Here is a 22287-nt window from a genome sequence, read left to right on the forward strand (position 1 = left end):
TGGAGGGGAGGCTCGCGTCGCGGGGTGGATCGTCGAAGCAATGTGGCGGGATCAAAAGTCAGACGAATATATGGGCTGCGAGTGAATGCACAAGGCTTAGGCACGAGATCAAAAACACGAGGCGAGCCCGGCATCTCCCGACGCTTGGTCGCTGACAGCTTAAAGGGTGCGGCGCAATATCGGGGCCTTGCCTTCCGCGGCGGTCTCGGCCAAAACGCCGCCCATGCTTATAATCAACGATATTTCGCTCCGTATCGCCGGACGCCTGCTTCTCGACCATGCCTCGCTGACGCTGCCGTCGGGAACGAAGGCGGGGCTCGTCGGCCGCAACGGAACCGGCAAGACCACGCTGTTCAAGGCGATCACCGGCGACATGGCCGCCGAGACCGGCTCCGTCAGCCTGCCGAAGAACACGCGCATCGGCCAGGTGGCGCAGGAGGCGCCCGGCACCGAGGAGCCGCTGATCGAAATCGTGCTCAAGGCCGACGTCGAGCGCACGGCGCTGCTCGCCGAGGAGCAGACGACGACGGATCCGCACCGCATCGCCGAGATCCACATGCGGCTGGCCGACATCGACGCCCATTCGGCGGAAGCGCGCGCGGCGACCATCCTGGCGGGCCTCGGCTTCGATGCCGAGGCGCAGAAGCGGCCGGCTTCTTCCTTCTCCGGCGGTTGGCGCATGCGCGTGGCGCTGGCGGCGGTGCTGTTTTCCGAGCCGGACCTGCTGCTGCTCGACGAGCCGACCAACTATCTCGACCTCGAAGGCACGCTGTGGCTGGAAACCTATGTCTCCAAATATCCGCACACTGTCCTGCTGATCTCGCATGACCGAGATTTGCTCAACCGCGCGGTCAATTCGATCGTGCATCTCGACAAGCAGAAACTGACTTTCTGGCGTGGCGCCTACGACCAGTTCGAGCGCCAGCGCGCCGAGCAGGCGCTGTTGCAGGAAAAGAGCCGCGCCAAGCAGGAGGCTGCGCGCAAGCACATGGAATCGTTTGTGGAACGGTTCCGCGCGAAGGCTTCCAAGGCGCGCCAGGCGCAGTCGCGCCTGAAGGCGCTCGAAAAAATGAAACCGATCTCGGCGGTGGTCAACGAAAGCGTCAGGCCCTTTTCCTTCCCCGAACCGGTGAAAACTGTTGCCTCACCGATCGTGGCGCTCGACCACGTTAATGTAGGTTACCAGCCGGGCAACCCGATCCTGAAGAAGATGACGCTGCGAATCGATGCTGACGACCGCATCGCTCTCCTTGGCGCCAATGGCAACGGCAAGTCGACCTTCGCCAAGCTGCTAGCCAGCCGCCTGAAGCAGGAAACCGGCACGATGACGGTCGCGCCGGGGCTGAAAGTCGCGATCTTTGCCCAGCACCAGCTCGACGACCTGCGGCCGGAGGAGAACGCCTACGAGCATGTCCGGCGGCTGATGCCGGACGCGCCGGAATCGAAGGTCAGGGCGCGGGTGGCGCAGTTCGGCCTGGCGACCGAGAAGATGAACACGCCGGCCAAGGATCTGTCCGGCGGCGAGAAGGCGCGTCTCCTGATGGGGCTATCGGCGTTCGAGGGGCCGAACCTCTTCATCCTCGACGAGCCTACCAACCATCTGGATATCGACAGCCGCGAGTCGCTGATCCATGCGCTCAACGATTTTCCAGGCGCGATGATCCTGATCTCGCACGATCGGCATCTAATCGAGGCGACGGCCGACAGACTGTGGCTGGTCAAGGACGGCCAGGTGAACCCTTACGACGGCGATCTCGGGGACTATCGCCAGCAGGTCACCGGCGTCGCCGGCGACCGTAAGGACCGGCGTGAGGCGGAGAAGGCATCCAAGGCCGATCGCCGCCGCGAGGCTGCCCAGCGCCGCAATGCGATGGAGCCGGTCGCCAAGGAGATCCGCGCAACCGAAGCGCTGATGGACCGCATCCGCAAGCGCATCGACGGAATCGAGGACGAATTGGCCAATCCGGCGGTCTACGAGAAGGACCCGTCGACGGCGACACGGCTCGCCAAGGAGCGCTCGCAGCTGACGCAGACTCTCGCCGGCCACGAGGAAAAATGGCTGGCGCTGTCGGCGGAATATGAGGAAGGCACGGCGGAGTAGATTGCGAGATTCACCTGAGGGTGGGCTGCCAACGACTGCTTCTGCACTTCCGCAGGCTATTCGCTGGCCCTACACCCCGACCGCAAATGCCTGTAGGTTCGCTCCCATGAACCAGCACGCGACGATAAAAATCGGCCATTCGGCCTGCCCGCACGACTGTCCGTCGACCTGCGCGCTCGACGTGGAGCTTCTCGACGGCGGCCGCATCGGACGGGTGCACGGGGCGAAGGACAACAGCTACACGGCCGGCGTGATCTGCGCCAAGGTCGCGCGCTATGCCGACCGCGTTCACCACCCCGACCGGTTGCTGAAGCCGCTGGTCCGCGCAGGCGCCAAGGGCGAGGGCGTCTGGAAGGACGCAAGCTGGGAGGCGGCGCTCGATCTCGTTGCGGAAAAGTTCGTCGCCGCCGAGGAGAAGCACGGCTCGGAGACGGTCTGGCCGTATTTTTACGCCGGGACGATGGGTTTAGTGCAGCGCGACGGCATTGAGCGGCTGCGCCACGCCAAAAAATATTCGGGCTTCTTCGGATCGATCTGCACCAATCTGGCCTGGACGGGCTGGATGATGGGCGCCGGAGCGTTGCGGGGGCCGGACCCGCGCGAGATGGCGAAGTCGGATTGCGTCGTGATCTGGGGCACCAATGCGGTGGTCACCCAGGTCAATGTGATGACCCACGCGGTCAGGGCGCGCAAGGAACGTGGGGCGAAGATCGTCGTCATCGACGTCTACGAGAACGCGACGATGAAGCAGGCCGACATGGGGCTGGTGCTGAAGCCCGGCACCGACGGCGCGCTGGCCTGCGCGGTCATGCATGTGCTGTTCCGCGACGGCATGGCCGATCGCGATTACCTCGAAAAATACACTGACGATCCGAAGGGGCTGGAAGCGCATCTGGCGACCCGCACGCCGGAATGGGCGGCGGCGATCACGGGGCTGTCTGTGACCGAGATCGAAGCGTTCGCGCGGCTGGTCGGCACCACCAAGCGGACCTTCTTCAGGCTTGGCTACGGCTTTTCGCGCCAGCGCAACGGCTCGGTGAACATGCACGCGGCGATGTCGATCGCGTCGGTGACGGGGTGCTGGCAGTATGAGGGCGGCGGCGCCTTCCATTCCAATTCGGGTGTGCTCAAGCTCAATGGCGAACTGCACGAGGGCACGCGGCTGCGCGATCCAAAAATCCGCTATCTCGACCATTCGCGGATCGGGGCGGTGCTTACGGGCGCCGCCGATGCTCTCTACGGCGGCCCGCCCGTTACGGCGATGCTGATCCAGAACACCAATCCGGCCAATGTGGCGCCCGAGCAGCGGCTGGTGAAGCAGGGTTTTCTGCGCGACGACCTCTTCACCTGCGTGCACGAGCAGTTCATGACCGACACAGCGAAACTCGCGGATGTCGTGCTGCCAGCAACCATGTTCATGGAACATGACGATATCTACAAGGGCGGCGGCAACCAGCACATCACGCTCGGCCCGAAGCTGATCGACCCGCCGGAAGGCCCGCGCACGAACCATTTCGTGATCGAGGAGTTGGGCAAGCGGCTGGGAGTGTCGCATCTGCCGGGCTTCGGCATGACGGAGCGTGAACACATCGAAATTATGCTCGAGAAGAAGGGACTGGGCAGCTTCGACACCTTCAGGGAGCAGCGCTGGGCCGACCTGCAGCCGGATTTCGAAGACGCGCATTTTCTTAAAGGTTTCGGACATCGCGACGGAAAATTCCGCTTCAAGCCCGACTGGATCGGGCAGGCCGCGCCCAATCGTCCGCCCAAGAGCATGGGCATCTTCGGCCCGCATGAGCTTCTGCCGGAATTCCCCGACCATGTCGAACTGATCGAAGTAGCGGACGAGGCGCATCCGTTCCGGCTGGCGACCTCGCCGGCGCGCAATTTCTTGAACTCGACCTTCACCGAGACGCCGGTTTCGAAGGCCCGCGAAGGCCGGCCGGAATTGCTTATCCATCCCGAAGACGCGGCCGAACTGGCGATAGCCGGCGGCGACCGTGTCGAGATCGGCAATCTGCGCGGCGAAGTGGTGCTGCACGCAAAGCTTTTCGACGGGGTGAAACGCGGCGTGGTGATCGCAGAGGGCATCTGGCCGAACGATGCGCATGAACGCGGCGAGGGGATCAACGTGCTGACCGGCGCCGATGCTCCGGCGCCCTATGGCGGCGCGGCGTTCCACGACAACAAGGTGTGGGTGCGGGTGGCGGAATAAGGCGAGCTGTTCGCGGCGGAAGAGGGACTACAACAACAGGGCTGTGATATCTCGCGCGCCGTGCACGATGCGGACAATCTCGACGTGTTTATCCGTGTTGCGGTAGAGCACCAGATAACTTCCGACAACCAGCGCGCGGGCATCTGGAGCGATATCGGGCCTTCGCGAGCCTGAATCGGGGAATGTCGCAAGCTGCTTGATCCGAACAGCAAAGGTTTCGAGAACCCGATCTGCTGCGGCGGGATTGTCCATCGCGATACTGCACCAGATATCAATGAGATCGTCTTCAGCCGCCGGGCTTCGGACGATCCGATACTCAGCCATTGCGCGGTGTGTCCGATCCGCTCTCGAACCGATTGCGCGCGCGCCGCATAATGTCGTCGATATCAAAAGGCTCGGGCCGGCCGCTTTCAAGCCCTTGGGCCCAGGCATTTCTTAGCCGATCTAACTCGGCTTGGCGCAGGGGTTGCCGAAGCCGCCACTCACGCAGAGCCTCGCGGATGACCTCACTTGCCGAACCATATTCACCAGTGGCGACGGCCTTCTTGACCACGTCAAGCAATTCCGGCGACAGCGCTATGCTTACTTTTTCGACAGACGACATTCAGCGAACTCCCTGGGAGACTGGTAGCAAATTTTGCCACCGGGTTCAAGATTCGGTATCGATTAGGATTTCCGCAGGCATGCCCCTTCCGACCGTCAGCCCAGGTCCCTCGGCCGCAGAAAATGTGTGAGCCGCGCGCGGCCGAAGCCAAGTTCAGCCCATTTGCCGTCGAAATCAAAGCGGGCCAGCGCCGCGGTCGGGAATTTTTCGCGAAGCCGCTGCAAAGCCTTGGCCTCGGAGTTGGCGCCGGCAAGTCGTCTGGCGAGGTCTTCGAGGCCCGGATTGTGGCCGAGGATGAGCAGCGTTTTTACGGCTTTCGGCGTTCGTTGAATTTCGGACAGCACGTCTTCCGCTGTAGCGTCGTAGAGAGTGTCGGAGAAATCAGCCGACACGGAGCCGGGCAATGCGGCCGCGACCACCTCCCACGTCTCGCACGTGCGCGCGGTCGGCGACACCAGCGCCAGTTGCGGCAGCCAGTTGCGGGCGGCAAGTTCTCGCCCCATGCGCTCAGCGGCTTTGCGTCCACGCGGTGCGAGCGGCCGGTCGAAATCGGCGAGGGACGGATCGTCCCAACTTGACTTGCCATGGCGCAGCAGAAGCAGTTTCATGAACCCGGTTCGCGGTTGACGGGCCGTGTCACGGCGTGAAGCGAGCTAGCTGCTCCAGGTCCACGGCTTCGCGGACGGCGCTCGGTGACGACAGGAAGCCGCCTGCGCTCTGCTCGACCAGCTCGGTATCGGCAAAGACGGTGCGGCCGCCTTCCATCCGCGCCATGCCGAGCGCGACCATGCGCAGGGCGAGCGGATAGAGATGGTGCTCCGCCTTGAGCACGCGGGCGGCGAGCGCAGCCTCGGTGTCGTCGAGAAGCACCGGAACCGCGGCCTGCGTGATGATCGGGCCGGAATCAGTTTCGGCCGTGACGAAATGGACGGTGCAGCCATGGATGCGCATGCCGGCTTCGAGCGCGCGCGCATGGGTGTCGAGTCCCCGGAAAGCAGGAAGCAGGGCAGGGTGGATGTTAAGCATCCGGCCTTGCCATTTTTCCACGAAACCGGTGGTCAAGAGCCGCATATAGCCGGCGAGGCAGACGATCTCCGCCTCGAAGGTCGACAGCGCATCATCGATGGCCGCGTCATGAGCTTCCTTGCTGGAAAAATCGCCCCGGGCGATGATGCGCGCCGGCAGGCCCCTGCTGGCGGCGATGTGGAGGCCGCGTGCGTCCGCCTTGTCCGAGATGATGCCGACGATCTCTGCCGGGAAGCTCCGCTCGGAAGCTGCTTCGATCAGCGACGCCATGTTGGAGCCGCGTCCGGAAATCATGATGACCGTGCGTTTGCGGCTGATGCTCATAACGCGATCGCTCCCCGGTAGATGACGCCGGCGTCGCGGCGCGGCACGATGCGGCCGATCGGCGATACGGTTTCGCCGGCCTCCTGAAGCACTGCGGCGACCTGCGCTGCTTGGCCCGAGGCGACGACGAGGATCATGCCGACGCCGCAATTGAAGGTGCGCATCATTTCGGTGGGCGCGACGCCGCCCGTTTTGGCCAGCCATCCGAAGACCGGCGGCACGTCGATGGCTTCAAGGTCGAGTTCGGCGGAAAAGTCCTTGGGCAGCACGCGCGGGATGTTTTCGGGAAAGCCGCCGCCCGTGATGTGCGCCAGCGCCTTGATGCCGTGGGTGCCGCGGATCGCCTTGAGCACCGACTTCACATAGATGCGGGTGGGTTCGAGCAGCGTTTCGGCCAATGTCCCTTCGTCGGCGAAAGGCACGGCATCCTGCCAGCCGACGCCGCTTGCGGCGACGATGCGCCGGACCAGCGAAAAGCCGTTGGAATGCAGTCCGGAGGAGGCGAGGCCGAGCAGCACGTCGCCCTCGACGATGTCGTCGGTGGGCAGGAGCTGGCCGCGCTCGGCGGCGCCAACGGCGAAGCCGGCGAGGTCGTAGTCGTTGCCGTGATACATTCCGGGCATTTCCGCGGTCTCGCCGCCGACCAGCGCGCAGCCGGCCTGGCGGCAGCCTTCGGCGATGCCCGCCACGATCGCGGCGCCCTGCTCGGGGTCGAGCTTACCCGTGGCGAAATAGTCGAGGAAGAACAGCGGCTCGGCGCCCTGCACGACGATGTCGTTGACGCACATCGCGACGAGATCGATGCCGATCGTGTCGTGCTTTCCAGCCTCGATCGCGATCCTGAGCTTGGTGCCGACGCCGTCATTGGCGGCGACCAGTATGGGATCGGAAAAGCCGGCAGCCTTCAGGTCGAACAGGCCGCCGAACCCGCCGATCTCACCATCCGCGCCGGGACGCCTGGTCGAGCGGACCAGCGGCTTGATCTTTTCTACCATCGCATTGCCGGCGTCGATGTCGACGCCAGCCTCGGCGTAGGTCAGCCCGTTTTTCCGTTCGCCCATTTCGCTTCCCTGGCTGCGGCCGCTATCATGGCGCTATTCGCATGAACCAGACAAGGTCGCAAGACGACGCTCGGTTGCGGAACGGTTTGGCGCACCGGAAAACAGACCTTGCGCGCCCGCGCCTTGCGGCCGATGCTCGCCTTGACCATGTATCGGAAGGGTCGATCTGAATATGGAGATGATGTGACCGTCGCCAACATGATCACGATCCTGCGCTTCGTGCTGGTGCCGGGCGTCGTCTACGCGTTGCTGGTCGGCCGCATGGATTGGGCCTTCGCCGGCTTCCTGATCGCCGGCATTTCGGACGGCGTCGACGGTTTCGTCGCCCGGCATTTCAACCAGCGCTCCGAACTCGGGGCCTATATGGACCCGATGGCCGACAAGCTGCTTCTGGTCAGTGTCTTCGTCGTGCTTGGCTTTATGGGCGAGCTGCCGCTGTGGCTGGTGATCGCCGCCGTCTCGCGCGACGCGCTCATCGTCTGCGCCGTGCTTCTGTCGACGATCATGGGCAAGCCGGTGGCGATGAAACCGCTGCTGGTTTCGAAGGCCAACACGCTCATCCAGATCGTGCTGGCGGCCGTGGTGCTTGCCGAACTGGCCTTCGAGACGCCTTTCGGCCCGCTCCGCACGGGCCTGATATTCCTGTCCGGGCTCTTGACCGTCGCTTCGGCCGCAGCCTATCTCGTGGCCTGGCTGAGGCATATGAGCGGCTATGGCGAAAGCAAAACTCCAGACGGTTGACGTGACGCTCCAGGACGCCGCCTCCGCGGCGTTCCGCCGGCAGATCCGGTTCTGGATCATCACCGCGATCATTCTCGCCGCATTCGTCTATCTGTTCAGCGACATCCTGCTGCCTTTCGTGGCCGGGATGGTGCTCGCCTATTTCCTCGATCCGGTCGCCGACCGGCTCGAGCGGATCGGCCTGTCGCGGGTGATGGCGACGATCTTGATCCTGATCGCCTTCCTCATCGTGCTGGTGCTTGCGCTGGTGATACTGATCCCGGTGCTCGCCTCCCAGCTTTCCGATTTTCTCGTCAAGCTGCCGGAATATCTGAGCCGGTTCCAGGCCCTGGTCACCTCTTATGATCCGAACTGGCTGGAACAGAGATTCGGACTGGATGCGGGCAGCCTGCAGGAAGGCCTGAATTCGCTGCTGACATCGGGCATGGGCCTCGTCGCCACTGTGTTCCAGTCGATCTGGAACTCAGGCGTCGCCATATTCAGCATTGCCGGCCTGTTTATCGTCACCCCGGTCGTGGCCTTCTACATGCTGCTCGACTGGGACCGTATGGTGGCGACTGTCGACGGCTGGGTGCCGCGCGACCATGTCGAGACGGTCCGCCAACTGGCTACCGACATCAACACAGCGGCGGCCGGCTTCGTGCGCGGGCAGGGCACACTCTGCCTGATCCTCGGCGCCATGTATGCTTTCGGGCTGACGCTCACCGGCTTGAACTTCGGCATCCTCATCGGCCTGTTCGCCGGGCTGATCAGTTTCATCCCCTATGTCGGGTCGCTGGTCGGGCTGGTGCTATCCGTCGGTCTTGCGGTCGTGCAGTTCTGGCCGGACTGGACCATGGTGCTTGCGGTTGCCGGCGTTTTCTTCGCCGGCCAGTTCATCGAGGGCAACATCCTGCAGCCGCGCCTTGTTGGCAAGAGTGTCGGGCTGCACCCGGTCTGGCTGATGTTTGCGCTGTTCGCGTTCGGCGCGCTGTTCGGTTTCGTCGGGCTGCTGATCGCGGTGCCGGCCGCTGCGGCCGTGGCGGTGCTGGTGCGCTTTGCCATCTCGCGTTATCTCGAATCGCCTCTCTACAAGGGCCATGTCGAAGAACCGGTAAAGGCCAAGGCCGTCCGGCTGACAAAGCCGACGGGCGGCGACGGTGAACGTGACGGCGATGCGCGCGCCTGAAAAACCGCGCCAGCTGCCGCTCGATCTCGGCCATTCCACGGGCTATTCGCGCGACGACCTCGTGGTTTCGCAAGCCAACAGGCAGGCCGTGGCGCTGATCGACCGCTGGCCGGACTGGCCGGCGACGGTGGTCGTGCTGGCCGGTCCTGCCGGCTCGGGCAAATCGCATCTGGCTTCGATCTGGCGCGAAGCGACCGGCGCGGTGGTGCTCGATCCGGCACGGATCGAAACGGATGCGGCCGCGCTCGAAGCCGGCCGGCCTGCGCTTATCGACGATGCCGACCGCGGCGGCCTCGACGAGCAGGGGCTGTTCCACCTGATCAATGCGGCGCGGGCGGCCGGCGCGCATGTGCTGCTCACCGCGCGGCGCTTTCCGGCGGCCTGGGGTGTGACGCTCCCCGACCTCATCTCACGGCTCAAGGCCGCCGCAACGGTAGAAATCCACGAGCCGGACGATCTGCTCCTGGCCGGAGTCATCACCAAGCTCTTCGCCGACCGGCAGATCGAGGTCGACGCCAATGTGGTGCAGTTCCTGGTCCGGCGCATAGAGCGCTCGCTGGCGACGGCCATACGCATCGTCGATCGGCTGGACCGCGCCGCGCTCGAGCAGAAGACGCGCATTACCCGCAACCTCGCCGCAGATACGATCGACGCGATCGATCGCGGCCAGGCCGAGTTCGATATTTGAGGTCGAGAGGGCGCTCTATTCGAGCGCGCGGCTAAAAATTTACGAAATTCAATAAACGGCGTTTCATCTTGTATCCGCTATGGTCGAGCCATGGACCAGCGGACAAAGCGCATTCTCGGCCGGATCTCGATCGTCACCGCCATCGCAGTGGCGGCGACTTATACGATTTCCTTTTCCGTGCGGTGGGCGGCGGGCATGCCGATAGACTGGCTGAGCTGGGTCGAGTGCCTGGTGATCCCAATCGTCATCGGAACGCCGATAGGTTGGTACGTCTTCTCCCAGGGCGAGGATCTGCAGGCTGCCCACGCGAAGCTTGAGAAGGCGCATCTCGAGCTGAACAAGGCGCATGAGCGCCTGGCCTTCGTCGCCCGTCACGATCAGATGACTGGCCTGCTCAACCGTGAGGGCTTTTTGCACCAGCTGGAGCAGTGCCGCGGGCGCAACGACAGCCATGTGGTGCTGATCGCCGATGCGGATCACTTCAAGCGCATCAACGACCGCTACGGGCATCCCAAGGGCGACGAGGCGCTGATGAAGATCGCCAGGGCGCTCCAATATGCGGTGCGCCGGAAGGATGTCGTCGGCCGGATCGGTGGCGAGGAGTTTGGTATATTGCTGGTCTCGGTCAGCCTCGAGGAAGGTATGCAGATGGCCGACCTCATCCGGCGGCAGGTCCAGTGCATCCCGTGGCAGCTCGACGTTTCGGAAGCGCCAGGGCTGAGCGTCAGCATCGGTGGGGCGGTGATGGACCGAAGCTCTGCAAAGATCGCCGATGTGCTGCGTCAGGCCGATCGCTGCCTCTACGAAGCCAAGCGGCTTGGCCGCAACCGCGTCGCATTCGACTACGCCGTGCCGGCGGTGGCGTAACTCAGCACGTCTTGTGGAGATAGTCCGGGTCGTCCGGCGACGAGAGGTCGCTGTCGTGCAACACGATGGAGATCCGATCACCGCGCCGCGCAGGTGTGGACCCGCCCGACGATCATCGCCGCACATCAAGCCGCAGTATCGCGTCATTAGTGAGTTAGCTGCGAACCTCCCCGAACAGCGTCCAGTGAAAATGCGTGCGCACCTGTCGCCTGCGGCCGCTTTTGGGAGAACACAAGGAGATTGGTGCGCATAGCAGGCGGCATGGACCATTGCAGAAGCGAGACGAGGGCAAACCCGACTGCCGTCCCTCCGTGATATCTTGGGGTGCCGTTGGAAGTATACCCGTGGTGCGTCCAGTTTTCTTCGCCCAATGCGCGCCGGATGCTGCCCAAAGTGTTCATTCGATAGAATGTGGGGAACACGTCCTCTTGCGGCCGCTCTGGCCACACACGCCGCATCAGGCGGTCCTTGAACGCTTCCGGGACGATCCTGTTGGAGATGCCGACATAGCCAAAACGGTTTGGTGTAAGCGCGCAGAACCATCCGCCGGGTTTGAGAATCCTCTGGACCTCCCGTGCAAATTCCTTGGGATGTTCGACATGCTCGATCACCCATTCACAGAAGATGACATCGACGCTGCTATCCGCCAGCGGCAGGCTGGCGCCCGCCTCGATGACGTGAGCTTCGTCAAGATGTGGATGCTTCATGACAACAGGATCGACGTCTAACCCGATGACCTTCCTGACGCGGCCCTGAAAGTTGCAAAACGATTTGCGAAATGGAGCGCTTCCGTCATCGAAGCGGGACCCCCGTCCAGCTCCCAAATCGACCAAGACCATATCTGGGCTCACCAGGGCGTTGACATGCGTGTAGAACGCTATGTCCTCATCGTCCCGAGTAAATCCGCCCGCCGCCGTCTCTGGTCGCCATCGGTCAACCACCGTCATGTATCCAGCTCCTGCGCCATTGCTTATCGCCAGAAATCGGCAACTGCCGCGTTCAGAAAATGCGAGTTGAAATTGTTATGGTTCGTTAGTTCAGTTCTTATACGCCGTCATGGCGGCAGCTCAAGGAGGAGGCTGCCGGCGAGTTGAAGCACGGTTAATTCGCCTCGGTCTTCGTAGAAAACGAACTTTGATGACCAGCAATTCAACCGACTTGAGCGAGGTTTAAGCGCAAAATTATCGGCAGCCGCCACAGCGCTAACCAAAGAAGTCTGACGATGATTCCATTTTGCAGGCGCTCGATGATAAAAGCCGCTTTCTTCAAAAATCCTTTGGTCCTGGTCGGGGCAGCCCTGCTTCTTTCCTTGACGCCGCTGCACGCTGCCAGCTTCTCAGCCAAACGCGGAATCAATCTCGACCTCTGGGTCACCTGGCCGGATGAAGCGGAGTGGTCAAAAGAGGACGTCTTGCTTCCTTACCCTGAATGGCGGCGAACGGTCGGTCTCGATGAACTGGCCGCCTTGAAGGGAACGGGCTTTGACTTTGTTCGCATACCGGTCGACCCGCTGCCGTTCTTGTCGTCGCAATCGGCAGCACTGAGGCCGCGCCTGCTTGCCTCGGTTCTGGAAGCGGTGCAGCTTGCTAACGCCGCCGGCTTGAAAGCCATCGTGGACCTGCATCCGATCCCGCTCGGGGCTGACCGCTTTGCCGGAGCCGAAGAGCTCTTGCGGGACGAAGCGCTGTTCGAGCGTTATCTCGACCTCGTTCGTGAGATGGGTCGCACGCTTTCAGGCCAGGATCCCGAGCGCGTTGCCTTCGAGCTCATGAACGAGCCGGTTATCGGCTGCGAAGGGGAAGAGGCCGACCAGTGGCGCGACAAGCTGACCCGGCTCTTTGCCGCTGCTCGCAGTTCCGCACCACGATTGACCCTGGTGCTTACCGGCGCCTGCTGGAGCAGTGCGGAAGGCCTTGCCGCTGTCGATCCAAAAGCGATTTGGGATGACAATATTCTTTGGGGATTTCACTCCTACGCGCCATTCATCCTTACAATGCAGGGAGCCCAATGGGCCGGCGATTTCATCCGTTACGTGACCGGCATTCCCTATCCGCCCTATGCCTTTCCAAAGGAGTTGGCCGAAGGCGTCGAGAACGCGCGTCAAAAGATTGGCAGCGACGCTCCCTTGACGCGCCGCCCGGGCATGCTCGCCTATCTCGAAGAGCAAATCGCACTGGTCGATACCAAGGAGGAATTGGAAGCGGAGATGAGTGCGCCATTTCGTGTGGTGGCGGAGTGGGCGCAGAAAAACGGCATTGAACCAAGCGATATCATACTCAGCGAGTTCGGCATGATCCGCCAGGAATACGGAAATCCCGCCATTATGCCCCCGCAATGGCGGGCCGCCTATGTGCGCGACATGATTGGGCTTGCCGAAGACCGCGGATTCGCGTGGTCGCTTTGGGGATATGGCGGGGCTTTCGGCATCGTCGAAGAATTTGGCGGACAGAAAGCTGAGAAGGATGTTCTGGAAGTGATCAAACAAGTTGGCGAATGAGAACAGTCATTTCCGCCCTGGCGATGCCGTAGGGAGCGTTCAGTACGTCTCGTAGCGATAATTTGGGTCGTCCGGCGACGAGAGATCGCGGTCGCGCAGCACGATGGAAATGCGATCGCCACGCGCCGCGCAGGATGCGCCCAAAGCGCCGCCGGGCAACGGGGAGGGGATCAAGCGAGCGGCACGAGTTTGTCACCTATGTCTTAGGGACAAACTGTTACCCATGTCTCCGGTATAAAATGTAACCTATGTGTCCGGAATGGACCCTTGAATTTTGGCGATCCCGGCAGGATTCGAACCTGCGACCATCGGCTTAGAAGGCCGGTGCTCTATCCAGCTGAGCTACGGGACCGCATGCCGGCATACGAAGCCAGCGTCCGCCGCGGACGCCTTAGCGCGAGAATTCGCGCTCAATGCGTCCAGGGGATCTTGCGGTCATAGCGGAAATTCTCCGCGTAGGAAATCTGCCGGCGCTTGGCTTCCTTCGGCTCCTGCACTCTGAACGCGATGCCGTGCTTCTGCGCATAGGCGAGGGCCTCTTCCTTCGAATTGAAGGTGAGGCGGATCTGGCTCTTCATGTCGCCGGATGACGTGTAGCCCATCAGCGGGTCGATCTTGCGCGGCTCTTCGGCGTCGAATTCGAGAACCCAGAAGCCGGTCTTGGCCTTGCCCGACTGCATGGCGGTCTTGGCGGGGCTGAAAATGCGCGCGGACATCGATCCCTCATTCTTGTTTCGAGCCGATGGTCGGAGCGGCAGGATTCGAACCTGCGACCCTCTGGTCCCAAACCAGATGCGCTACCAGGCTGCGCTACGCTCCGTGCCGACGTTCGGCGCTGAATTCCCTAGAGTTTCCGCTGTTCTGGCGCAAGGCCAGAACGACGTGACCGCGCCATAAATAGGGATAAATCGTCCGGAGCGGTACGGATTGGCGCCGAAATCCCCACGGAAATCCCACCAGCGTTCAACATCGTTCTCGGATTTGACTAGCGATTCGCGATGCAATTCGCCCAGAAGAAATCATTCCGAGCGATGAAGTCATCGAGGTCTTTGCGGCGGCAGACCGACGCGCTAGGAAGAGCGCCGGCCCGCAAGCAACAGGCGACACCGAATGATCCGAAATCCGATCCTGCCCGGTTTCAATCCCGACCCGTCGATCTGCCGCGTCGGGCGGGACTACTTCATCGCCACCTCGACTTTCGAATGGTATCCCGGCGTCCAGATCCACCATTCGACCGATCTCGTGAACTGGCGGCTGGTCAAGCGCCCGCTCGATCGCGCCGCCCAGCTCGACATGCGCGGCGCTCCCGATTCCGGCGGCATATGGGCGCCGTGCCTGTCCTATGCCGACGGGCTGTTCTGGCTGGTCTATACCGACGTCAAGCGGCTCGACGGCAATTTCAAGGATGCGCACAACTACATCGTGACGGCGCCCTCGATCGAAGGCCCATGGTCGGATCCGGTCTACGTCAATTCGAGCGGCTTCGACCCGTCGCTCTTCCATGACGACGACGGCAGGAAATGGTTCCTCAACATGGTCTGGAACCATATCTCCACCGGTGTCGGCGGCAGCCCCAGGCATCCATCCTTCGCCGGCATACTTCTCCAGGAGTATGACCCGGAGGCGAAGAAGCTCGTCGGGACGGTCCGGAACATCTTTGCCGGCAGCCCGCATGGGCTGGTCGAGGGGCCGCATCTCTTGAAGCGCGACGGCTGGTATTATCTCACCACCGCCGAAGGCGGCACCGGCTACGACCACGCCGTCACCATGGCCCGCTCGCGCGACATCGGTGGCCCGTACGAGCTTCACCCCGACACTCACGTCATCACCTCGAAGGATGCGCCGGCGGCCGTGCTGCAGCGCGCCGGCCACGGCCAGATCGTCGAGACGCCCGAAGGCGCGGTCTATCACACGCATCTCTGCTCGCGGCCCCTGCCGGGGTTGCGGCGCTCGCCGCTCGGCCGCGAGACCGCGATCCAAAAGTGCGTGTGGGGCGAGGACGGCTGGCTGCGGCTCGAGAAGGGCGGACCCGTGCCGGAGGTCGAGGTGCTGGCGCCAGTCGCGGTTACGAGCAAGCCGCGCCGGGAGACCATAAGCCATGATTTCGACGGGCCGGAACTGCCGCTCGATTTCCAGTGGCTGCGCACGCCGTATCCCGAACGGCTTTTATCTCTGTCCGAAAAGCCCGGTGTGCTGCGCCTATTCGGGCGCGAATCGATCGGCAGCTGGTACGAGCAGGCGCTGGTCGCTCGGCGGCAGGAGGATTTTTCGTTCCGCGCCGAAACCGAACTCGCCTTTGCGCCGGAGAATTTCCAGCAGGCGGCCGGGCTGACGCATTATTACAACCGCCACAAGTTTCATTTCCTGGCCGTCACGCATGACGCCCGCCGCGGCCGCGTGCTCACCATCCTGTCTTGCCCCGGTGACTGGCCGAACGGCAAGCTCGATTTTCTGCTCGCCGATCCGCTGCCGCTCCGCGCCGACGGTCCGGTTGGCCTCGCCGCCGAGGTGGCGGGCGATGCGTTGCAGTTCTGGTATCGCGACGGCGGCGACTGGGCGAAGGCTGGACCGGTGCTGGACGCCAGCGTCATCTCCGACGAGGGCGGCCGCGGGGAACATGGCTCCTTCACCGGCGCCTTCATCGGCATGGCTGCTTTCGACACAAGCGGCTCCGGCATGCCAGCCGATTTCGACTATTTCAGCTATACCAGGCGCGAGGGTTGACGCGACGCTCTGGCGACGCGGGCGGGGTTGGTCTCGAAAATGGCTAGCATCTCATCGAGGCAACGGATAAGTCTGCGGCGACTTCCGATACGCCTCTTCGCATTGGGGCGAGCAAAACCACGGGCCGTCCGGAGCAGCCCGCCGATACGATGCGTAGGGAGCATGCATCTTGCATACCGGATCGATCCAGGCCGGCTCCGGCGACGGAGCAAGCTCGATCTCGTAAAGAGGGACCTCATCGGCTACCGATCGAAGCGCCATTTTTCCGAGATCACGCACCAGGATGCCTTTGGCGGCAGCAGTCTCGGCAATGGGCTGGGTAGCAAGCAACTGGCCGGGGCCTGCAAGCGCGGCAATGCGCGCTGCTATGTTGATGGTCGATCCGAAGAGATCATTCCCCCTGCGGATGACCTGCCCATGGTTCAGCCCTGCGCGCGTTAGCGGCAGGCGCGGCTCTTTTCGGCATGCCTGTAATAGGGTCCCAAGGACCTGGATCGCGATTTCCGGCTCGGGAAACGAGAGCATGGCTTCATCGCCGATCCATTTGATCGGCGGTTCATACCCGCGCAGCGCTTCGCGGACCATTTTCTCGAAGATCTCGAGCACGTCTATCGCGGCTGCGTCTCCATAGACGTCCGCAATGGCGCTGAAACCGGCAAGGTCTATGAAGGCGACGGTAGCCGCCGCGTCGGCGGAACTCCGTGCCGGGCTGGTATCTCGGTCCATCGGAGTTACTTAACGCCGATCGCACACGGTTCAAACGCTGCCGGAAGGCATAGCTGCAGACCAGCTTCGCATGTCTGGCAGCCGTTCAGGCAAGGTCCACGCCCAGCAATGGGAGCGTGGACCTGCGCCGTGCTAGAAGTCCATGCCCGAGCCGCCCGGCATGGCCGGAGCCGGTGCTTCCTTCTTCGGCTTCTCCGCTATCATGGCCTCCGTCGTCACGAGCAGGCCGGCTATCGAAGCAGCGTCCTGGAGGGCGGTGCGCACCACCTTGGCCGGGTCGATCACACCCTGGCCGAAAAGGTCGCCGAACTCATTGGTCTGAGCGTTCCAGCCATAGCCGAAATCCGCGTTCTCACGCAGCTTGCCGACGATGATCGAACCCTCGGCGCCGGCATTCTCGGCGATCTGCCGCACCGGCCACTCGAGCGCCTTTCGCACGATCTCGACGCCGGTCCTCTGGTCGGGATTGTCCACCTCTACCGTATCGAGCGCCTTGGCGGCCCTGAGCAGCGCCACGCCGCCGCCTGGCAGCACGCCTTCCTCGACGGCGGCACGCGTCGCATGCAGCGCGTCGTCGACCCGGTCCTTGCGCTCCTTGACCTCGATCTCGGTGGAGCCGCCGACGCGGATGACGGCGACGCCGCCGGCGAGCTTGGCCAGCCGCTCCTGCAGCTTCTCGCGGTCGTAGTCCGAGGTGGTCTCCTCGATCTGCGCCTTGATCTGGCTTACCCGGCCCTGGATTTCGGTCTTCGAGCCGGCGCCGTCGACAATGGTGGTGTTCTCCTTCTCGACCACCACTTTCTTGGCGCGGCCGAGCATCTCCAGCGTGACATTCTCCAGCTTGATGCCGAGGTCTTCGCTAATGGCCGTACCGCCGGTCAGGATCGCGATGTCTTCCAGCATGGCCTTGCGGCGATCGCCGAAGCCCGGTGCCTTCACGGCCGCGACCTTGAGTCCGCCGCGCAGCTTGTTGACCACCAGCGTCGCCAGAGCCTCGCCCTCGACGTCTTCGGCGATAATCAGCAACGGCTTGCTGGACTGGACCACCGCTTCCAGAACGGGAAGCAGCGCCTGCAGGTTCGACAGCTTCTTCTCGTGGATCAGCACGTAGGGCTCTTCCAGCTCGACGCGCATCTTGTCCTGGTTGGTGATGAAGTAGGGCGAGAGATAGCCCCGATCGAACTGCATGCCTTCGACGACCTCGAGCTCGGTCTCGGCGGTCTTGGCTTCCTCGACGGTGATGACGCCTTCATTGCCGACTTTCTGCATCGCCTCGGCAAGGAAGCGGCCGATTTCGGTATCGCCATTGGCCGAGATGGTGCCGACCTGCGCGATCTCGTCATTGTTGGTGACCTTGCGGGCATTGCTTTTCAGTTCGGCAACAATCGCTTCCACGGCCTTGTCGATGCCGCGCTTCAGGTCCATCGGGTTCATCCCGGCGGCAACCGCCTTGGCGCCTTCCCTGACGATGGCCTGAGCCAGCACGGTCGCGGTCGTGGTGCCGTCACCGGCGACGTCGCTGGTCTTGGAGGCGACCTCGCGCACCATCTGCGCGCCCATATTCTCGAACTTGTCCTCGAGCTCAATTTCCTTGGCGACGGTGACGCCGTCCTTGCTGATGCGCGGGGCGCCGAACGATTTGTCCATGACGACATTGCGGCCCTTCGGGCCGAGCGTCACCTTGACGGCGTTGGCGAGGACGTCGACGCCGCGCAGCATCTTTTCGCGCGCTTCGGTGTGGAATTTCACTTCCTTGGCAGCCATTGGATCACTCCTTCAAATAGGCAGCTTTCGTTGACTGGTTGGTTTGCCGTCAGAAGCCGTCAGGCGGCGCTCTTCATTTCAGCGGTCTTCTCGATCACGCCCATCACGTCGCTTTCCTTCATGATGAGCAGATCCTCGCCATTCAGCTTGATCTCGGTGCCGGACCATTTGCCGAACAGGATACGGTCTCCGACCTTGACGTCGAGCGGCTGAAGCCGCCCGGCTTCGTTGCGCGCGCCGGGTCCGGCGGCGATGACTTCACCTTCCTGCGGCTTCTCCTTGGCGGTGTCGGGAATGATAATGCCTCCGGCCGTCTTTTCGTCGACCTCGACGCGGCGGACCAGGAGACGGTCGTGCAATGGACGGAACGTCATGGTGTTCTCCTCATGGACAAACAGTTTTTGAGGTTCCTGCGCGCCGGACCGGCGAAAACGGACGGCGCGGGAAGCCGCAACCCTTGTTCAGGCATCGCGCATATATCGAGCTAATTCAGCCATTTTCGGCTTTCAAGAGGCATCAGCAGAAATTTTAGCACTCATAGCCATCGAGTGCCAATACACCGTGATCCGTGGTTGTCCTGGTCTAGATTGAAGGCAACTGCTTGCATTTTCGAGCAGCTGTCCGTCCGAGCAGGCAAGGCCGCCAAAGCTGACTCCGGTCGCGCCATCACACTATTTCGAGTTTCATCGAAATTCTATTGACAACCCGCAAAGCCGACAATAGGGTATTTCCATGAAACTCGAAAAAGCAGCCGATCAACTCGAAGCGCTGGGAAATCCGACCCGGCTTCAGCTCTACCGCACGCTTGTTCGCGCGGGTGATGAGGGGCTGCCGGTCGGGCGCCTCCAGGAAAAGCTGGACATCGCCGCCTCGACGCTCTCGCATCATTTGAAGCGCTTGGTCGACACCGGGCTGGTGACGCAGGAGAGGCAGGCGACGACGCTGATCTGCCGCGCCCATTATCCCGGCATGCAGGCGCTGATCGGCTATCTGGCTGACGAATGCTGCGCTGACGGAACCTGCCCGCCAGTGGCGAAAGAAGCCGTCGTATAAGGGCGGCTTTTTTTTGGCTTATTAATTCGAAACTACCAGAAGGATCGAAGATAATGGTCATGACGTTGAACGGAGAACTTCCTGTCGCGATCGTCGGCGCCGGCCCCGTTGGCTTGGCGGCGGCTGCCCATCTTGTATCGCGCGGCTTGACGCCGATTGTCTTCGAACGGGGCGAGAGGATCGGCTCGACACTGCTCGAATGGGGTCATGTCCGAGTGTTTTCGCCGTGGCGCTACAACATCGATGCGGCGGCACGGTTGCTGCTCGAGCAATCGGGCTGGCGTGCGCCGGACGACGCGGCGCTGGCGACCGGATCGGAAATTGTCAGGGACTATCTTGCGCCGCTGGCGACGCTTCCGCAGATCGCGCCTCACCTGAAACTCGGCGCGACCGTGACTGCGATCACGCGCCGGGGACACGACAAGGTATCCGATGAAGGCAGGCAGGAGTCGCCATTCGTCGTCCGCTATAGGGACGCGGATGGGGAGCGCCGCATTCTTGCCCGTGCCGTGATCGACGCATCGGGAACCTGGTCGCGGCCAAATCCGATCGGCATCGACGGTCTGCCTGTTCCAGGTGAGCGCGAGGCAGGCGGCCGGATCGCCTATGGCATTCCGGACGTCATCGGGTCGCGGAGGAGCGACTATGCCGGAAAACGCGTGCTCGTTATTGGCGGCGGACACTCCGCGATCAACGTCGCGCTGGCGCTGATGGAGCTCCAGGGCGAGGCGCCGGGCACGGAGATCTTCTGGGCGCTCCGCCGAAACAGCGTCGCGAAGCTTCTCGGCGGCGGCCTGAACGACCAGCTGCCGGAGCGCGGCGCGCTTGGCCTTGCCGCCAAGCGGGCGATCGAGAACGGCAGCATGAACATGCTGGCTCCTTTCTCGGTGGAGCGCATCGACACGACGGGCGACGATCTCACGATCGAGGCGACTCTCGCGGGAAAACCCTTCAGCCTGTCGGTGGACCGCATCGTCGTCGCGACAGGTTTCCGGCCAGATCTATCGTTCCTAAGCGAAATCCGCATCGCGCTCGATCCAGCCGTCGAAGCGCCGCCGGCGCTTGCACCGCTAATCGACCCGAACCTTCATTCCTGCGGCACAGTCCCGCCGCATGGCATAGACGAACTCGCCCATCCCGAGCCAGCTTTCACGATCGTTGGGTCCAAGTCCTACGGCCGCGCGCCGACCTTCCTGATGGCGACCGGCTACGAGCAGGTCCGCTCGGTGGTCGCCGAGATAGCCGGCGACCACCGCGCCGCACGCGAGGTGCGCCTCGTCCTGCCGGAGACCGGCGTCTGCAGCGCCACGCCAGCCTCTTCGGCTGGATGCTGTGGCGGACCTGCGCCGAAACAGGTCGACGCGTGCTGCGTTGCCGATGCGGACGCCAGGGCGGAGGGCCGCGCCGGCTGCGGTTGCGGCGACAGATCCGCAGCCATTAAAGCGAATGCTTTGGACAAGTCGATGGAACCCGCCGAATGACACAGAAGACGCCGGCCGCCGTCATCTGGGCGCTGGGGCTCACCCAGATCCTCGGCTATGGCACGCTCTACTACGGGTTCAGCATTCTTGCGCCGGCGATGGCCGCCGATTTCGGCTGGCCCGAGCAGTGGATTTTCGGGGCGCTGTCGGCGTCGCTGCTCGCCGGAGCGATCGTGGCTCCGGTGGCCGGCCATTGGGCGGACCGCTTCGGCGCCGGCCGCCTGATGGCGTTCGGATCGGTGTTCGCTGCCCTGGCGCTTGCTGCATCGGCGCTTGCCCCGACAGGTCCGATATTCGTGGTGGCGCTGATCATCCTGGAAATCGCGGCCTCCTTCGTCCTCTACAGCACGGCCTTTGCGGCAATCGTGCAGATCGGAGGGCAGGGCGCGCAACGCAGCATCACGCATCTCACCTTGATCGCCGGCTTCGCCTCGACCCTGTTCTGGCCGCTGACGGCGGCGCTGCATGCGCATCTGGAGTGGCGCGAAGTCTATTTCGTCTTCGCAGCTCTCAATCTCTTTCTGTGCCTGCCGATCCACATCTGGCTCGCCCGCCTTCCGGTCCGGACCGAGATTAAATCGGCGGGTGAGGATGCAGCGCAGCCGGCGCCAGGCGTTGAGAACAATGGACGCGCAATCGGCCGGCCCGGAATATTCCTGCTGATGCTCGCCGGCTTCGCGATAGAAGGCTTCGTTCTTTCGTCGGTGTTGGTGCACATGGTGCCGCTGACAGCGGCCCTCGGGTTCGGAGCGGCGGGCGTGTTCGTTACGACCCTGTTTGGTCCGGCGCAGGTGTTGAGTCGCCTGACCAACATGCTCTTCGGCGGGCGGCTGGCGCAGACAAGGTTGTCTGTGATCGCCGCCGGCCTGCTTCCGATCGGCCTCGGCATGCTCCTTTTGACGTCCCCGATGCTGGCCGGCGGCCTTGCCTTCGTGATCCTGTTCGGGCTCGGCTCGGGCCTGACCAGCATCGTTGGAGGAACGCTGCCGCTCGAACTCTTCGGCAGGCAGGGCTACGGCGCCCGGCTGGGCTGGGTGTCCGCCGCGCGCCAGCTTTCATCCTCCGTCGCGCCGTTCGGCCTGTCGATGATGATCGCGCTCGGAGGCACGGCCGCCGCGCTGGGCTGGCTGGCCGCGGTGGGCGCTCTCGGCCTCCTCGCATTCGCGGCAGTCGCTTTTATGTGCCGCAGGCCGCGGAGTGGTCGAACTCAACTCGCGATGGAAGGCGGATCTGGTTAGCCGGACGCC

Annotated in this window: 21 protein-coding genes and 2 tRNA genes; 11 read left to right on the forward strand and 12 right to left on the reverse strand. The window is 63.1% G+C overall.

The window, feature by feature from the left end; translation table 11 throughout:
* Nucleotides 1–223 precede the first annotated feature (223 nt).
* Together G6N73_RS15105 and G6N73_RS15110 are read left to right on the forward strand one after the other, a co-directional pair.
* Nucleotides 224–2101, forward strand: coding sequence for an ABC-F family ATP-binding cassette domain-containing protein (locus tag G6N73_RS15105; protein ID WP_165028918.1), 1878 nt, complete (start codon nucleotides 224–226; stop codon nucleotides 2099–2101).
* A 106-nt stretch (nucleotides 2102–2207) separates the two neighbouring features.
* A complete protein-coding gene (locus G6N73_RS15110) occupies nucleotides 2208–4316 on the forward strand; it encodes a molybdopterin-containing oxidoreductase family protein (protein WP_165028920.1) in 2109 nt (702 codons plus the stop codon).
* Nucleotides 4317–4343: 27 nt separating this feature from the next.
* Here G6N73_RS15110 and G6N73_RS15115 read toward each other — a convergent pair whose 3' ends face one another.
* The 5 genes from G6N73_RS15115 to purM all read right to left on the reverse strand — a co-directional run bounded on the left by G6N73_RS15115 (nucleotide 4344) and on the right by purM (nucleotide 7331).
* The gene (locus G6N73_RS15115) at nucleotides 4344–4640 is read right to left on the reverse strand and encodes a type II toxin-antitoxin system RelE/ParE family toxin (protein WP_165028922.1); all 297 of its coding nucleotides are present in this window, start codon (nucleotides 4638–4640) and stop codon (nucleotides 4344–4346) included.
* Nucleotides 4633–4920, reverse strand: coding sequence for a type II toxin-antitoxin system ParD family antitoxin (locus tag G6N73_RS15120; RefSeq protein ID WP_165028924.1), 288 nt, complete (start codon nucleotides 4918–4920; stop codon nucleotides 4633–4635). Before G6N73_RS15120 ends, G6N73_RS15115 begins: the two co-directional genes overlap by 8 nt.
* Before the next feature lie 95 nt (nucleotides 4921–5015).
* Nucleotides 5016–5528 carry a SixA phosphatase family protein gene (locus tag G6N73_RS15125; RefSeq protein ID WP_165028926.1) on the reverse strand — a complete coding sequence of 171 codons (513 nt, stop codon included), beginning with the start codon at nucleotides 5526–5528 and terminating at the stop codon, nucleotides 5016–5018.
* A 28-nt stretch (nucleotides 5529–5556) separates the two neighbouring features.
* Nucleotides 5557–6270 (reverse strand): phosphoribosylglycinamide formyltransferase, encoded by a 714-nt coding sequence (purN, locus tag G6N73_RS15130; protein WP_165028928.1) that lies wholly within the window; start codon nucleotides 6268–6270, stop codon nucleotides 5557–5559.
* Nucleotides 6267–7331, reverse strand: a complete 1065-nt coding sequence (purM, locus tag G6N73_RS15135) for a phosphoribosylformylglycinamidine cyclo-ligase (protein ID WP_165028930.1) — start codon at nucleotides 7329–7331, stop codon at nucleotides 6267–6269. Before purM ends, purN begins: the two co-directional genes overlap by 4 nt.
* Nucleotides 7332–7514: 183 nt before the next feature.
* Between purM and G6N73_RS15140 the strand changes: the two genes are divergently transcribed.
* The 4 genes from G6N73_RS15140 (at nucleotide 7515) to G6N73_RS15155 (ending at nucleotide 10795) form a co-directional block, all read left to right on the forward strand.
* Nucleotides 7515–8072 (forward strand): CDP-alcohol phosphatidyltransferase family protein, encoded by a 558-nt coding sequence (locus tag G6N73_RS15140; RefSeq protein WP_165028932.1) that lies wholly within the window; start codon nucleotides 7515–7517, stop codon nucleotides 8070–8072.
* Complete coding sequence (locus G6N73_RS15145; protein WP_165028934.1) at nucleotides 8044–9240, forward strand: AI-2E family transporter; 1197 nt, start codon at nucleotides 8044–8046, stop codon at nucleotides 9238–9240. Before G6N73_RS15140 ends, G6N73_RS15145 begins: the two co-directional genes overlap by 29 nt.
* Nucleotides 9227–9928: a DnaA regulatory inactivator HdaA gene (hdaA, locus tag G6N73_RS15150; protein WP_206078870.1), complete on the forward strand. Its 702-nt coding sequence runs from the start codon at nucleotides 9227–9229 to the stop codon at nucleotides 9926–9928. Before G6N73_RS15145 ends, hdaA begins: the two co-directional genes overlap by 14 nt.
* A gap of 90 nt (nucleotides 9929–10018) precedes the next feature.
* Nucleotides 10019–10795 carry a GGDEF domain-containing protein gene (locus G6N73_RS15155; RefSeq protein ID WP_165028936.1) on the forward strand — a complete coding sequence of 259 codons (777 nt, stop codon included), beginning with the start codon at nucleotides 10019–10021 and terminating at the stop codon, nucleotides 10793–10795.
* A 146-nt stretch (nucleotides 10796–10941) separates the two neighbouring features.
* Here G6N73_RS15155 and G6N73_RS15160 read toward each other — a convergent pair whose 3' ends face one another.
* A complete protein-coding gene (locus G6N73_RS15160) occupies nucleotides 10942–11742 on the reverse strand; it encodes a class I SAM-dependent methyltransferase (RefSeq protein WP_165028938.1) in 801 nt (266 codons plus the stop codon).
* Between the two features lie 299 nt (nucleotides 11743–12041).
* Between G6N73_RS15160 and G6N73_RS15165 the strand changes: the two genes are divergently transcribed.
* Nucleotides 12042–13292, forward strand: a complete 1251-nt coding sequence (locus G6N73_RS15165) for a glycoside hydrolase family 5 protein (protein WP_165028940.1) — start codon at nucleotides 12042–12044, stop codon at nucleotides 13290–13292.
* A gap of 275 nt (nucleotides 13293–13567) precedes the next feature.
* Here the strand turns inward: G6N73_RS15165 and G6N73_RS15170 are convergent.
* The 3 genes from G6N73_RS15170 to G6N73_RS15180 all read right to left on the reverse strand — a co-directional run bounded on the left by G6N73_RS15170 (nucleotide 13568) and on the right by G6N73_RS15180 (nucleotide 14112).
* Nucleotides 13568–13644, reverse strand: a tRNA-Arg gene (locus G6N73_RS15170).
* 58 nt (nucleotides 13645–13702) lie between these two features.
* On the reverse strand, nucleotides 13703–14008 hold the full coding sequence (locus G6N73_RS15175; protein WP_165028942.1) for an ETC complex I subunit: 306 nt from the start codon (nucleotides 14006–14008) through the stop codon (nucleotides 13703–13705).
* A 27-nt stretch (nucleotides 14009–14035) separates the two neighbouring features.
* A tRNA-Pro gene (locus tag G6N73_RS15180) sits at nucleotides 14036–14112 on the reverse strand.
* Between the two features lie 290 nt (nucleotides 14113–14402).
* Between G6N73_RS15180 and G6N73_RS15185 the strand changes: the two genes are divergently transcribed.
* Complete coding sequence (locus tag G6N73_RS15185; RefSeq protein WP_165028944.1) at nucleotides 14403–16016, forward strand: glycoside hydrolase family 43 protein; 1614 nt, start codon at nucleotides 14403–14405, stop codon at nucleotides 16014–16016.
* Nucleotides 16017–16067: 51 nt separating this feature from the next.
* Here the strand turns inward: G6N73_RS15185 and G6N73_RS15190 are convergent, their stop codons facing one another.
* The 3 genes from G6N73_RS15190 to G6N73_RS15200 all read right to left on the reverse strand — a co-directional run bounded on the left by G6N73_RS15190 (nucleotide 16068) and on the right by G6N73_RS15200 (nucleotide 18880).
* Nucleotides 16068–16622, reverse strand: coding sequence for an adenylate/guanylate cyclase domain-containing protein (locus tag G6N73_RS15190; RefSeq protein WP_425484091.1), 555 nt, complete (start codon nucleotides 16620–16622; stop codon nucleotides 16068–16070).
* A 252-nt stretch (nucleotides 16623–16874) separates the two neighbouring features.
* Nucleotides 16875–18506, reverse strand: a complete 1632-nt coding sequence (gene groL, locus G6N73_RS15195) for a chaperonin GroEL (RefSeq protein ID WP_165028948.1) — start codon at nucleotides 18504–18506, stop codon at nucleotides 16875–16877.
* A 59-nt stretch (nucleotides 18507–18565) separates the two neighbouring features.
* Nucleotides 18566–18880 carry a co-chaperone GroES gene (locus tag G6N73_RS15200; protein WP_165028950.1) on the reverse strand — a complete coding sequence of 105 codons (315 nt, stop codon included), beginning with the start codon at nucleotides 18878–18880 and terminating at the stop codon, nucleotides 18566–18568.
* Between the two features lie 358 nt (nucleotides 18881–19238).
* Here G6N73_RS15200 and G6N73_RS15205 point away from each other — a divergent pair, with 358 nt between their 5' ends.
* From G6N73_RS15205 to arsK, 3 genes are read left to right on the forward strand one after another with little or no spacing between them, the layout of a single operon-like run.
* Nucleotides 19239–19559, forward strand: a complete 321-nt coding sequence (locus tag G6N73_RS15205) for an ArsR/SmtB family transcription factor (RefSeq protein WP_165028952.1) — start codon at nucleotides 19239–19241, stop codon at nucleotides 19557–19559.
* Nucleotides 19560–19612: 53 nt separating this feature from the next.
* Nucleotides 19613–21040, forward strand: coding sequence for an NAD(P)-binding domain-containing protein (locus tag G6N73_RS15210; RefSeq protein WP_165028954.1), 1428 nt, complete (start codon nucleotides 19613–19615; stop codon nucleotides 21038–21040).
* Nucleotides 21037–22278 carry an arsenite efflux MFS transporter ArsK gene (gene arsK / locus G6N73_RS15215; RefSeq protein WP_165028956.1) on the forward strand — a complete coding sequence of 414 codons (1242 nt, stop codon included), beginning with the start codon at nucleotides 21037–21039 and terminating at the stop codon, nucleotides 22276–22278. The genes G6N73_RS15210 and arsK overlap by 4 nt, the downstream gene beginning before the upstream one ends.
* Nucleotides 22279–22287 lie beyond the last annotated feature (9 nt).

Source organism: Allomesorhizobium camelthorni, assembly GCF_011045125.1.
In the GTDB taxonomy this organism is placed as follows: domain Bacteria; phylum Pseudomonadota; class Alphaproteobacteria; order Rhizobiales; family Rhizobiaceae; genus Allomesorhizobium; species Allomesorhizobium camelthorni.